The 12,914-nt window shown below is 63.4% G+C and carries 11 protein-coding genes; 4 read left to right on the forward strand and 7 right to left on the reverse strand.

Annotation, left to right across the window (positions count from 1 at the left end; translation table 11 throughout):
- Positions 1–19 precede the first annotated feature (19 nt).
- Positions 20–652, reverse strand: coding sequence for a class I SAM-dependent methyltransferase (locus DKM43_RS08000; RefSeq protein WP_109798081.1), 633 nt, complete (start codon positions 650–652; stop codon positions 20–22).
- A 455-nt stretch (positions 653–1,107) separates the two neighbouring features.
- Here DKM43_RS08000 and DKM43_RS08005 point away from each other — a divergent pair, with 455 nt between their 5' ends.
- Entirely contained in the window at positions 1,108–1,983 is an 876-nt protein-coding gene (locus tag DKM43_RS08005) for a DUF481 domain-containing protein (protein ID WP_109797881.1), read from the forward strand.
- Between the two features lie 471 nt (positions 1,984–2,454).
- Here DKM43_RS08005 and DKM43_RS08010 read toward each other — a convergent pair whose 3' ends face one another.
- The 6 genes from DKM43_RS08010 to ahpC form a co-directional block, all read right to left on the reverse strand.
- Positions 2,455–3,261: an outer membrane protein assembly factor BamD gene (locus tag DKM43_RS08010; protein ID WP_109797882.1), complete on the reverse strand. Its 807-nt coding sequence runs from the start codon at positions 3,259–3,261 to the stop codon at positions 2,455–2,457.
- 70 nt (positions 3,262–3,331) lie between these two features.
- Positions 3,332–3,766 carry an RrF2 family transcriptional regulator gene (locus tag DKM43_RS08015; protein WP_109797883.1) on the reverse strand — a complete coding sequence of 145 codons (435 nt, stop codon included), beginning with the start codon at positions 3,764–3,766 and terminating at the stop codon, positions 3,332–3,334.
- Positions 3,767–3,867: 101 nt separating this feature from the next.
- Positions 3,868–4,266, reverse strand: a complete 399-nt coding sequence (locus DKM43_RS08020) for a c-type cytochrome (protein ID WP_236632445.1) — start codon at positions 4,264–4,266, stop codon at positions 3,868–3,870.
- Positions 4,267–4,348: 82 nt separating this feature from the next.
- Positions 4,349–5,830, reverse strand: a complete 1,482-nt coding sequence (locus DKM43_RS08025; RefSeq protein WP_109797884.1) for an ATP-binding protein — start codon at positions 5,828–5,830, stop codon at positions 4,349–4,351.
- A 157-nt stretch (positions 5,831–5,987) separates the two neighbouring features.
- Positions 5,988–7,547, reverse strand: a complete 1,560-nt coding sequence (gene ahpF / locus DKM43_RS08030) for an alkyl hydroperoxide reductase subunit F (RefSeq protein WP_109797885.1) — start codon at positions 7,545–7,547, stop codon at positions 5,988–5,990.
- Positions 7,548–7,731: 184 nt separating this feature from the next.
- Positions 7,732–8,295: an alkyl hydroperoxide reductase subunit C gene (gene ahpC / locus DKM43_RS08035; RefSeq protein ID WP_109797886.1), complete on the reverse strand. Its 564-nt coding sequence runs from the start codon at positions 8,293–8,295 to the stop codon at positions 7,732–7,734.
- Between the two features lie 340 nt (positions 8,296–8,635).
- Between ahpC and DKM43_RS08040 the strand changes: the two genes are divergently transcribed.
- Genes DKM43_RS08040 through DKM43_RS08050 form a run of 3 tightly spaced genes read left to right on the forward strand, consistent with a single transcriptional unit; the run spans position 8,636 to position 12,845 of the window.
- Positions 8,636–9,766, forward strand: coding sequence for an HlyD family secretion protein (locus DKM43_RS08040; RefSeq protein ID WP_109797887.1), 1,131 nt, complete (start codon positions 8,636–8,638; stop codon positions 9,764–9,766).
- A complete protein-coding gene (locus DKM43_RS08045; RefSeq protein ID WP_407938485.1) occupies positions 9,763–11,367 on the forward strand; it encodes a DHA2 family efflux MFS transporter permease subunit in 1,605 nt (534 codons plus the stop codon). Before DKM43_RS08040 ends, DKM43_RS08045 begins: the two co-directional genes overlap by 4 nt.
- Positions 11,367–12,845 (forward strand): efflux transporter outer membrane subunit, encoded by a 1,479-nt coding sequence (locus tag DKM43_RS08050; RefSeq protein ID WP_109797888.1) that lies wholly within the window; start codon positions 11,367–11,369, stop codon positions 12,843–12,845. The genes DKM43_RS08045 and DKM43_RS08050 overlap by 1 nt, the downstream gene beginning before the upstream one ends.
- Positions 12,846–12,914 lie beyond the last annotated feature (69 nt).

Consider the following 12,914-nt stretch of genomic DNA (forward strand, 5'->3'; position numbering starts at 1 on the left):
CTGCTTGGCTGGCCCGGTTTCAGGCGCGTTTCACCGCGCTGCCCCATTCCATCCACGCGGCCCACTTCGGCATTCCCGGCATGTATCGATGCCCTGGTGCCTCAAGCTGGAACCCCTGTTGCAGCACCGGCGCGGTAACAGGGCGAGTCAGATGGCACCCTCCCATCAGGGGAACCCAAACAGGTTCGATCCGGCGCTGCCACTTGGCGACGCCTGCATCGGGGCTGAGACCGTGTTCAAGGAACAGCAAGGTTCCCTTTGGTTTGAGAATGCGATGCAGTTCGCGCATGACCTGGGCCGGATCGTTTACCGAACACAGCGTGTAGGTGCAGACCACCGTATCGAAACTTTCGTCGGGAAAGGGAATATCCTCACCCACGCCTGCCCGCAGATCAGCCTGCCAGCCCTTTCGCGCGGCGGCCTCGCGCGCATAGTCAAGCAGCTTGTCCGAAGGGTCCAGCCCGGCAAACCCGGTTACGCGCGCCGGATCATAGAACTGCTGGTTGAGACCCCCACCACAACCCAGTTCGAACACCCGTCCCTGCGCCTGCGGCACAATGCCCGCGCGCAGTTCCATGATCGCAGGCGATGCACAAGCGCATTTGATGATGCGCGGAACCACCTTTTCATCCCAGAATGCCTTCAAACCCACGACCCTCTCCTCCTTGTTCCGGCCTTCATCAATGCTTTGACGGCTGATGCCAATCAATCGTGGCCCCGCTGCCGTTTCATACCGTGGCGCGCCCAAGATGGCTTGCGCCGCGGATCTGGAACTGGGAATACTGCAATGCACAAGGGTTCTTGCAACTTGTCACTTTGGCGGCAATGATTGGCACGCGCCGCGTTTATGCCCGCCCCCGCCTGCAATTTCAGCGGAACTTTTCGTTCATGCCCGCCTGCCCTGCTCCCGCCTGCCCTACCCCCGTTTTCCCTGCGACCGCTTGTCCCGCGCCTACCTGCCCCGCACATACCCCGCTGGTCCGGACAGTGCTTGTCGCGACTGTGCTTTTGGCGTGGCCAGCCTGCGCCCATGCACAGGCTGCACAGGCCGCACCGTCCCCTCAGGCACTCGCACCAGCGTCCGTCCTGCCGGATGCCGTCGCTGTGATGATCGACACGGCCCTTGCCTCGCCCGACAAGGCAGAAGCCGACGCCGTCATCCGCACTGCCAAGCGCGCGCTTCCCGATTTTGAAGCTGCGATCGACGCGCACGTCGCGCAGTGGTCGGCAGTTCGGCAAGCGGCGATCATGCCTTCCTCACCTGCGGCTGCGGCAGCAGCTCCTGCGCCAGAGAATAGGCAGGATGCGGCTGCGCAAGCGGCGGGACCAGCGCTGGCTGAGACGCTCAAGTGGACGGGAGAAGGCGAAGTCGGGGCCTTCGTGAATACCGGCAATGCACCGGGCATAGGACTGGTGGGCGCATTCAAGCTGCGCGTCGAAGGCGAAAACTGGCGCGTCGCGACCAATGCCCGCGCCGATTATCAGGAAACCGCCGGTCTGGTGACGCGTGAACAGTATCGTTTCTCGGCCGAACCGAACTACAAGTTCAACGACCGAAGCTATGTTTTCGGGCTGGGCCAATATGAGAAGGACCGCTTTCAGGGTTTTGCATCGCGCTACAGCCTTTCAGGTGGCCTTGGATACAACCTGCTCAATGGCAAGGACAACCGCCTGAGCATCAAGGCGGGGCCAACCTGGCGCGTGACCGAGCCGGTTCAGGCCGAAAGGACATCCGTTGTCGCCGGCCTTGCCTCGCTGGAAGCCAAGATCAAGTTGAGCGAGACCCTTCAGTTCAGTCAGGATGCCAACGCCTATGTCGATGGCGAAGGCAGCACGTTCTATACTTTGGCCGCACTCGATTCGCGCCTGATCGGAAAGCTTAAGGCACGGCTTTCCTACATGATCCAACACGAAACTTCACCGGAACTTGGACGACTTGGGACCGATACGACCAGCCGGCTGACTTTGGTCTATGGCTTCTGAACTGAAAAGGTTGAAAGCCTTGTAGCCGATCTGCCTCAACTGTGTTGTATTTGTGCCTGGTCACAGATGACAGTAAGGGGTGTTCGATGCGAGGACGATTTGCGAGGCACGTTTGCCTTCACGCCGCATGCATGGCTACAATGCTGTCAGGATTTGCCTTTGCGCAGACAGACGGCGAAGGCTGCCAGCGACAGTATGAGCAGCAATCACGCGCCGTTTGCGATGCGCCGGTGCGTGCCAGATATCGTGATCGCTGTCTGGCCTCGCTTGCCCAACATCGTGATCGCTGTCTCGCGAACCAGCGTTTGCGAGCTGAAAGAACAGAAGCGCGCAAGCAGCGCTACGAAGAGGCGAAGGAGCGGGCAAGCGCGCGGCGGATTCCATCGAACTGAGGGCCCGCCGAATCAAGTCAGCCACTGATTCCGCAGCGCAATTGCGTGAGGACTGCCTATTGATACGATAGTGCCGAAATCAGGCAGCCTTTGTTCCAGGCGCGTATCTGTTCATCAGATTGTAGGCGCGCTCATACCACTTGCTGCCGGGGTAGTTCGCGCCAAGCACAGCCGCCGCCTTCTGCGCTTCTGCCGGCAAGCCAAGCGAAAGGTAGCTTTCGACCAGACGGTAGAGGGCTTCGGGAGCGTGGCTGGTGGTCTGGTATTTCTCCGCAACCGTGCGGAACCGCAGCGTTCCGGCAAGCCACTTGCCGCTGCGCTGGTAAAGACGGCCGATCTCCATTTCCTTGCCTGCAAGGTGGTCGTTGATAAGGTCAATCTTAAGGCGCGCATCGGCGGCATAATCGGTATTCGGATAGCGGCGCACCAGCTCGTTCATCGCGGTAAGCGCCTGCTGCGTGATCTTCTGGTCACGGGTCACGTCCGAGATCTGCTCGTAATAGCACAGCGCGATCAGATAATAGGCGTATGGCGCGTCCTTGTTGCCGGGGTGGATCGACAGGAAACGCTGCGCCGATTGCACCGACTTGGAATAATCACGCGAGACGTAATAGCTGAACGCGCTCATCAGCTGGGCACGGCGCGCCCACGGCGAATAGGGATGCTGACGCTCGACCTCATCGAAAAGGGCCGCGGCCTGCTTTGCATCGCCGCGATCGAGGCGATCCTTGGCGGCGGTGTAGAGCGTATCCACATCGCGCGCGACATAGGCCACGTCCTTCTTCTTGTTGCCGCCACCGGCGCAGCCCGCAGTCAGCCCCATGGCAGCGGTGGCAAGGGCGAGAACGGCGAGGCGCAGCGGCGCGCGCGAGGCATTGGCGATCATGTCCGCCCTATAACCAGCGCATGTGTGAACGCCAAGTGAAGTATGCGCCCTGACAGAAGATCGCCGCAGTTCACTGTGCGTCGAACGGCGGCTCCACCGCGATCGGATCGGCCAGAGTGATCGTATCGAGGATGGCCGCGGTCTCGTCGCGCAATTGCAGCATCAGCCCGCGCAGGCGGCATTCGGCCTCAGGCAGGCAATTGGTGCAATGTTCATAGGCATTGCGGCTGGCGCACGGGACCAGCGCAAGGCTGCCGCGCGTCAGACGAATAATGTCGCCATAGCGGATATCGACCGGCGGAACGCCAAGTTCATAGCCCCCATCGCGCCCACGGTGCGAAATGACGATCCCCTCGCGCGCCATTTCGGACAGGATGACCGTCAGAAACTTGCGCGGGATGTTCTGCGCCTTCGCGATATCGTCAAGCCGCACCGAGCCTTGGCCGTAGTGATCGGCCAGATGCTGCAAGGCCCTGATCGTATATCGCGTCTTCTGCGAAAGCATGGCGCAGAAATGGACGCTCCAGCGCCAATGTCAACGGACTTGGTAGAATTACCGGCAACGGAGTGAAGTTTTGCAACCTCACATTATCGCCAAAGCGTCCCTCAACGGGCGGATTGCTCCAGAAAGGCAATCAGATCGGCCCTGTCCTGACCGTTTGCCATTGGCGGATAGGCCATGCGGTTTCCGGGGACGTAGCGCGCTGGCGCGGCCAGATAGGCATCGAGCGTGGCAGCGTTCCAGACCACGGCCTTGTCCTTCATCGCCTGTGAATAGACGAAGCCCGGCGCCGTGCCCGACGTGCGGCCGATGATCCCTTTCAGGGACGGACCAAGCCGGTTCGCGCCTGTGCTCAGATCATGGCACGCAGCGCAGCGGGCAAAGACTGTCCGCCCCCGCGCAGGATCGCCCTTGGCGGGCGTCACCGCGGGGGCAGCCCCCTGCGCAAAAGCGGTTCCTGTAATGGCAACCACGGCAGCAGTAACGAGGGCCAGGCGCATCATCGATCAAATCCTTCAAGCTGCGGCGATAGATAAGCGCCGCCCCCTGTCGCAGGGCTTAACCGGCCGGTGCCAGCCGACGGCATCACGCTTCGAGCGGGGCAGTGGTCAACCCCAAGGCCGGAATACCGACCGACCGCCTTCCTCCGTAATCGGTTCTGAAGACGATAAGGTTGTTCTTTTCCAGATGTTCGAGCAACCGCCGGATGCGCCCGGAAGATCGGGTTCCGTAGATTTCGGCAAGGCGTTCATCATCCGGGCATGGCGCGCCTTCGATTGCTGCGCGGGCCAGCAGCAGAAACGGGGCGAGCACGTCATCGGGCACATCGCGCGCGATACGCAGCAAATCCTGCCAGCGCGGGTCCGCATCATCGGCAATGCCGGCCACGGCCATGGCGAAGCGTCGCCGGAAAGTGGCGAGGTCCATGCCCGGAAGGATGCGCAGCATGCGGCAACGCACGGTAAAATCCTGATAGAGCTGCGCCGCCGGCTGAAAGGTGCATTCCGGCTCCTGCGCCATGTCCGCAAGGATCCCGGCTATGCTGGCGGCGGTTTCGTCGGCTTCGAACAGGCTTGGCGCAACCGGCGGTTCCACCTTTTCGGCAGCGGGCACAAACCCTTCGATCTGGCCGATCAGTTCCTCGCTTGCCGCCTGCGAGGCTGGCCGCGCTGCGGCTGGCGGCTCTGCGGCGCGCGGCATCGGCTCCATCGCCAGCGGTTCGGCCAGCAGCAGCGATTCCATGTCTGCCCCGGCAGCTTCGGGCAGCGGCATCAGGCCCTGCACCACATTGCGCGCGCGGGTTTTCACATCGGCGATGCGCACCCCCACCGGGCGGCGCGCGATGGCAGGACCAAGCCCCAGAAAATGCCCGCGTTCAAGATCGCGGATCGCTTCCGCCTGCCGCCGCTCCATGCCCAGCAGATCGGCGGCGCGCACCATGTCAATATCAAGGAAGGTGCGGCCCATGAGGAAGTTCGAGGCTTCGGCCGCCACGTTCTTGGCCAGCTTGGCAAGACGCTGGGTGGCAATCACGCCTGCCAGCCCGCGCTTGCGCCCCCGGCACATCAGGTTGGTCATGGCCGAAAGGCTGAGGCGGCGCACTTCGTCCGATACGTCACCGGCAGCAGCAGGCGCGAACATCTGCGCCTCGTCCACCACCACCAGCGCGGGATACCATTCCTCGCGCGGGGCATCGAACAAAGTGTTGAGAAACACAGCGGCGCAGCGCATCTGCGCTTCAAGTTCCAGCCCGTCGAGCGCGAGCACCACCGAGGCACGGTGCTTGCGGATGCGCGCGGCCAGCTTGGCAATTTCCGTTCCGTCATAGGCGGCCCCATCGACAACCACATGGCCAAACGGCTCTGCCAGTGAAACGAAATCGCCCTCAGGATCGATCACGACCTGCTGGACGATGCCCGCGCTCTCTTCCAGCAGGCGGCGCAGCAGGTGCGACTTGCCCGACCCGCTGTTGCCCTGCACCAGCAGGCGGGTGGCAAGCAGTTCCTCGACGTCGATCCTGACAGGGGCGCCGGAACGGTCGGCACCGATGACGATAGTTGCGCTCACGAGCTGTCTCTGGCGAAGCGCATCACAACACGCAAGCCCGCGCCGCACCTGTTTCCCCCGCCTTGTGCGCACGCAAACGGCGGCGCAGCCATTGGCTGCGCCGCCGCCCTGCACCGGCTGAAGCGCTGGACTTGCCCCGACCTTGGCCGGGGATGCCTCAGCCGTGACGGATCAGGTGATCGAAGGCGGAAAGCGCGGCCTTCGATCCTTCGCCCATGGCAATGATGATCTGCTTGTAAGGCACCGTGGTGGCATCACCGGCAGCAAAGATGCCGGGAATGCTGGTTGCGCCGCGCGCATCGATCTCGATCTCGCCGCGGCCGCTGAGCGCCACGGTTCCCTTCAGCCACTCGGTATTGGGGACAAGGCCGATCTGCACGAAGATGCCTTCGAGTTCGATGGTGTGGACTTCCTCACTCTGGCGGTCCTTGTAAACCAGACCCGTAACGCGGCTTCCGTCGCCCAGCACTTCGGTCGTCAGGGCCGAGGTGATGATGGTGACATTGGGAAGCGAGCGCAGCTTGTCTTGCAGCACCGCATCGGCGCGAAGCTGGCTGTCGAACTCGATCAGCGTCACATGCGCCACGATCCCGGCCAGGTCGATGGCCGCCTCGACACCCGAATTGCCGCCGCCGATCACCGCCGTGCGCTTGCCCTTGAACAGGGGGCCATCGCAGTGCGGGCAATAGGCCACACCCTTGTTGCGATACGCCTCTTCGCCGGGCACGCCCATCTGGCGCCAGCGCGCGCCGGTGGAGAGGATCAGCGTCTTCGCCTTCAGGCTTGCGCCGTTTTCCAGACGGATCTCGTGAAGCCCATCGGCTCCTGCTGGCACCAGCGACGTGGCCGTCTGGAGGTTCATGACGTCGACGTCGTAATCCTTCACATGCGCTTCAAGCTGTGCAACCAGCTTCGGTCCTTCGGTGTGCTGCACCGAAATGAAGTTCTCGATGCCCATGGTGTCGAGCACCTGCCCCCCGAAGCGTTCGGCCACCACGCCGGTGCGGATGCCCTTGCGCGCGGCATAGATGGCGGCAGCAGCGCCGGCAGGCCCGCCCCCGACCACGAGAACGTCGAAAGGAGCCTTGGCGGCGATTTTCTCCGCTGCCCGTGCCGAAGCGTTGGTGTCCAGCTTTGCCACGATCTGCGTCAGATCCATGCGGCCCGAACCGAAGGGCTGGCCATTTAGGAACACCGTGGGGACGGCCATGATCTGGCGCCGCTCGACTTCGTCCTTGAACAGCGCGCCGTCGATGGCAACGTGGGTCACGTTGGGGTTGAGTGCGGCCATGATGTTCAGCGCCTGCACCACGTCCGGGCAGTTCTGGCAGGTGAGCGAGAAGAACGTCTCGAAGTGCAGAGGCCCTTCAAGGCTGCGCACCTGTTCGAGCAATTCGGCATCTTCCTTGGGCGGATGGCCGCCCACGTGCAGCAGCGCCAGAATGAGCGAGGTGAACTCGTGCCCCATCGGCAGCCCGGCAAAGACCGCCTCGGCGCGGCCTTCGTCGGCGCGGATGGCGAAGCTGGGAACGCGGGCATCCGTTCCGTCGAAACGGGTCGTCACCTGCGCTGACTGCGCGGCAATTTCCTCGATCAGCGAACGCAGCTCGGCCGACTTTGCACTGTCGTCGAGCGTTGCGACCAGTTCGATCGGACGACGCAGGTTGCCAAGATAAGCCTTGAGCTGGGCAGTGGTGGCGGAATCGAGAACGGGCATGACAGGAACCTTTCGGGCAGACGGACCCGCGCGTCACCGCATGGTCGGCGCACGGGGGATCAACCGGGACATGAACGGGATCAGGTGGCGTGGAAACCGGCGGGCCGCCCGTCAGCGGCGCGGCCCATCCGGAAGAAAGGGCAGGATGTTCAGCTCCACGCGGCGAACATCCTGCCGCAAGGCATCAGATCTTGCCAACGAGGTCGATCGACGGGGCGAGCGTTGCCGCGCCTTCTTCCCACTTGGCCGGGCAGACCTGGCCGGGGTTTTCGCGCCAGTACTTGGCGGCCTTGATCTTGCGCAGCAGTTCGGCGGCATTGCGGCCCACGCCTTCGGGGGTGATTTCCACAAGCTGGATCGTGCCGTCGGGATCGGTCACAAAGGTGCCGCGGTCAGCAAGGCCCACGCCTTCGCGCAGAATGCCGAAATTGTTGGAAATGGTGTGGTTCTGATCGCCCAGCATGTAGTAGTTGATCTTGCCGATGGCGGGCGAGGCATCCGCCCACGCCTTGTGGCAGAAGTGCGTGTCGGTCGACACCGAATAGACTTCCACGCCCATGGCCTGAAGCTCGCCATAGATGTTGGCGAGGTCTTCCAGCTCGGTCGGGCAGACGAAGGTGAAGTCAGCCGGGTAGAAGAAGAACACGCCCCACTTGCCCACAACGTCAGCATCGCTGACATCCACGAACTTGCCCTGGTGGTAGGCGGTGGCCTGGAACGGCTTCAGCTTGGTTCCGACAATCGACATTGTGCTCTTATCCTTCTCTAGGTGGATGGGTGAACCGGATTACGCGGGCTCAGGTAGTGCATCGGCAGCGGATTTTCCAATGAGCAATTCCGCCTTCATTGATTGAGCGTGTCGATCAATAGAGGCATTTTGATTCCGCTTCTCCATGAAAAATCGGCCATGACCTTTCGGGCAGGGAGGGCAGCGCCCGGCGAAACGCCCCGGCAGAGGCTGACTTCGCCGCAAGATGCAATTTTCGCACCACCCCTTTCGCTTTCTGCACTTGAAATCCTGCGCGCCTTCAACCAAGTGACGCCTAACAACAGAACGGCATCGTTCAATTAAGGCGAATGGACCCCCGATGGCTGCCCCGACCGCTTCAGACACAGGCGAAACCGAAGACCGCCGCAGCAGGACAATCGGACGCATCGCGCTTGGCGTGATTGGCGCAGGCGCCCTTTATGGCGCATGGGCGCTCTACGATTACCAGACGAACGGCCGCTATTTGCAGGAAACCGATGACGCCTATGTGAAGGCCGATGCCGTCACGATCAGCTCAAAGCTTCCGGGCTACGTCAGGACGGTTGCCGCGCACGACAATCAGGTGGTGGCAAAGGGCGCCTTGCTGGTAGAGATCGACCCGACCGACTACGCCACACGGCTGGCCCAGTCGTCTGCGCAGGTCGATGTCGCAAAAGCCAGCGAGGCAGCGGCGAACGCGGCCATTGCCGAGGCGCAATCGGCCGTCGGTCAGGCTGGCGCCGCGCTGGCCGCGGCCGAGCGCGACCTTGCCTATCTCGACGGCGAAGTTGCCCGGATGCGCCCGCTCGTAGCCAGCGGGGCCGAACCGGCGCAGGCATTCGCGCAGCTCAGTGCCAATCGTGACAAGGCGCAAGCCGATGTGGCGGCCAAGCGCGCCACCCTTGCCGCCGCCCGTGACCGTGTGGCCAGCGCCCGCGCGCAGGCCGGGCAGACGGCCGCGCAGATCAAGGCCGCTCTGGCCCAGCGCGACGCGGCTGATGTCGATCTGGCCACGACCCGCATTGCCGCACCCATTGCCGGCAAGGTCGGTAATGCCACGGTGCGCGTCGGACAGTTCGTCCAGCCGGGCCAGCGTCTGATGACGCTGGTTCCGACCGACGCCGTCTATGTCGAGGCCAATTTCAAGGAAACCCAGATTGGCCTGATGCGCCCAGGCCAGCCGGTCCGGGTTCAGGTGGATGCGCTGCCCGATGTCGATTTCAGGGGCACGGTGGAGAGCATAACGCCGGGAACGGGCGCCAACTTCTCGCTCATCCCGCCGCAGAACGCCACGGGCAACTTCACCAAGATCGTGCAGCGTGTGCCGGTGCGCATCCGCATCAATGCCGGCCCGGAATCGCGCAAGGTGCTGGTGCCCGGCCTCTCGCTGACGGTGGAAGTCGATACAAGGGCGGCCAAGTCCGCGATCAAGGCGATCCGCGACGAACAGGACCGGGTCTCGTCAAGGTGAGCGCAGACGCCCTTCCTGCGGCGGCCGCGCCACCCCCGGTTCCGCCTGCTGCGCCACCGCGTTCTGCCGGCAAGGCAGACCTCACCGCATGGCTGGGCGTCGCTGCGGGTGCCATCGGCTCGCTCATGGCCACGCTCGACATTTCGATCGTCAATGCTTCGCTGCCAACGATTCAGGGCGAAATCGGCGCATCCGCCACCGAAGGGACATGGATCGCCACGGCCTATCTCGTGGCCGAGATCATCATCATTCCACTGACCGGCTGGCTTGAACGCGTCTTCGGCCTGCGCCGCTTCCTGATGATCGCGACGACGCTGTTCACCGCGTTCTCGATTGTCTGCGGCCTTGCCGATTCGCTGCTCATGATGATTCTGGGCCGTGTCGGGCAGGGTTTCACGGCGGGAGCAATGATCCCGACCGCGCTGACCATCATCGCCACGCGCCTGCCGCCCAGACAGCAGCCTATCGGGACGTCGCTGTTTGGCCTTACCGTCATCATGGGGCCGGTGCTCGGTCCGCTCGTGGGTGGGTGGCTGACCGAGAACCTGAGCTGGCACTATGCCTTCTTCGTCAACATCCCTATCAGCCTGCTGCTGATGACCCTGCTTCTCATCGGCCTTCCCAAAGGCCAGATGAAGCTGTCGGAACTGGTGAATGCAGACTGGCTCGGCGTTGTCGGCCTCATCCTTGGTCTTGGTGGCATCACGGTGGTGCTTGAGGAAGGGCACCGCGAACAGTGGTTCGAATCCGCCTTGATCTGGCAGTTGAGCGGCGTGACCCTCCTTGGCTTCCTGCTGGTGGGGCTTGGGCAGGTCTATGCCCGGCGCCCGGTCATAAAGCTGGCCTTGCTGCGCAAGCGCGAATTTTCGGCCGTGTTCATCCTCGCCCTGGTTCTCGGCGCGGTGATGTTCGGAACGGCCTATGTGATCCCGCAGTTTCTTGCTGCAATCGCTGGCTATAATGCCATGCAGGCCGGGAAGATCGTCTTTCTTTCGGGCATTCCGGCGATGATGATGATGCCGCTGTTCCCCATTCTCATCACGCGCGTCGATCTGAGGATCATCGTGGGCATCGGCGTCGGTCTTCTGGCGATTTCGTGCGCGCTCGACATCAATCTTACCGCCGAGGCGCGCGGTGATGATTTCGTGATGACCCAGCTTCTGCGGGGACTTGGCACGGTATTCTGCATGATGTTCCTGAACCAGGCCGCGATCAGTTCGGTCCCGCGCGAGGATGCGGGCGATGCTGCCGGTCTGTTCAACGCCGGTCGGAACCTTGGCGGCTCCATCGGCCTTGCCCTTCTTGCCACCCTTCAGGACGAGCGCTGGGAGATGCACCGCTGGAATATCCACAGCAGCCTCAAGGCCAATGACCCCGCGATACAGGACTGGCTCGGCCAGCAGGCTGCGAACTTCGGCGGTGGGCCGGAAGGACTGGAGGCGGCATTCCGCTCGATTGACGGACAGGTTCTGCGCGATGCGCTGGTCATGTCGTTCAATGATGATTTCCTCGCCCTCACGATCGGCATCCTGATCGTCTGGCCACTCGTCCTGCTGCTTCGTCCCCTGCCCAAGGGCTACCACGCAAAGGCCGCGCACTGATGTTTTCCCTGTCCCGCCGCTTTGTGTCCGCTGCATTGACAGCCGCCCTGCTCTCAGGCTGCGCGACTGTCGGCCCTGACTTTGCCGGAGCGCCCGACGCCGCGCCGCAAGCTGCCGCGCGCGGAGCCTTCCTGCGGGCGGATGCCGGCGCATTCCCCAAGACCGCGCCCGACGCCGGCGCCCGCTGGTGGGAAGCGCTTGCCGATCCGCAGCTCGACCGGTTGATCGAGCGCGGCCTTTCCGGATCGCCCGATCTTGTCGCCGCGAATGCCCGCGTGGCTCAGGCCCGCGCCACGCTGGCCGCCACGCGCACAGCGGTTCTGCCCACGATCAATACCTCGTTTGCCGCACCCTATCTCAACGTGCCCGGCAATATCGCGGGCGGAAACGGCGGCGGACGCGACGAGATCAACGCGTTCAATCTGGGTTTCGATGCGTCGTGGGAAATCGATCTGTTCGGCGGCACCCGGCGCAAGCTGGAAGCCGCCAAGGCCCGCGCCGAACAGGCGGAAGCGGCAGCGGCCGATGCCCGTGTCACCCTGTCGGCAGAGATTGCCCGCGCCTATGTCGGCCTCAGGGCACGGCAGGCACTGGCCGCGCTTCAGCGCCAGCAGGCCGGGATCGACCGGGAACTGGCTGCGCTTGCCCAGCAGCGCTTTGCCGCCGGAATGACCGGTGAGCAGCCGGTCAATGCGGCAAGGGCACGCGCCCTTGCCACCGAGGCAGACCTTGCCCAGAGCGAGGCCGAAATCAGGGTGCTGGCCGATCAAGTGGCTGTGCTTACCGGTCAGGAACCCGGCACGCTTGACGAACCGCTCGCAGGCGACGGAGCAATTCCGTTGCCGCCGGCGCAGGTTGCCATCGGCGATCCCGCGCAAATGCTGCGCCAGCGCCCCGATATCCGCATCGCCGAACGCAAACTTGCTGCCGCCAGTGCAGATATCGGCGCACGCATGGCTGACCGCTTCCCCAAGATCACTTTCCTTGGCCTGCTTGGTCTTGGCGGGCAGGATATCGGCGATGTGCTGGATCCGGGCGGCATTGTTGGCATTGCGCTGCCCCAGATCAAGTGGACCCTGTTCGATGGCGGGCGCGCCAATCGTCAGGTGGAAGCGGCACGCAGCGCCTATGCAGAAGCCGAAGCGAACTACCGATCCGCCGTTCTAGCCGCCCTGCAAGACGCCGAGAGCGCGCTTGGGCGCTTTGGTGCAAGGCGTATCGGGTTTGGCAAAGCGGTGGACGCCGAAGCGCGTGCGCGCAAGACACTTGGCCTGCAATCGCAGAGGCTTGCAGCCGGGACGGTGGCGCGCCCCGCCGCGCTTGAGGCGGAGCGCGAGGCGATCGAGGCCGCCAAGGCCGCTGCATCCGCGCGGGCCGAACTGACAACCGCGTTCATCGCGGTGGAAAAGGCTCTCGGCCTTGGCTGGATGACTGACGATCACACGCCCGGTCCTGGCGCACCCGGAGCCAATAAATGAAACGATTTCGCCCCATTTATACCCTATTGACACCCTGCGGCATTAAGGCACTCTTTCCCCGCAAGAACT

Source organism: Novosphingobium meiothermophilum, assembly GCF_003171715.1.
GTDB classification, from domain to species: Bacteria; Pseudomonadota; Alphaproteobacteria; order Sphingomonadales; family Sphingomonadaceae; genus Novosphingobium; species Novosphingobium meiothermophilum.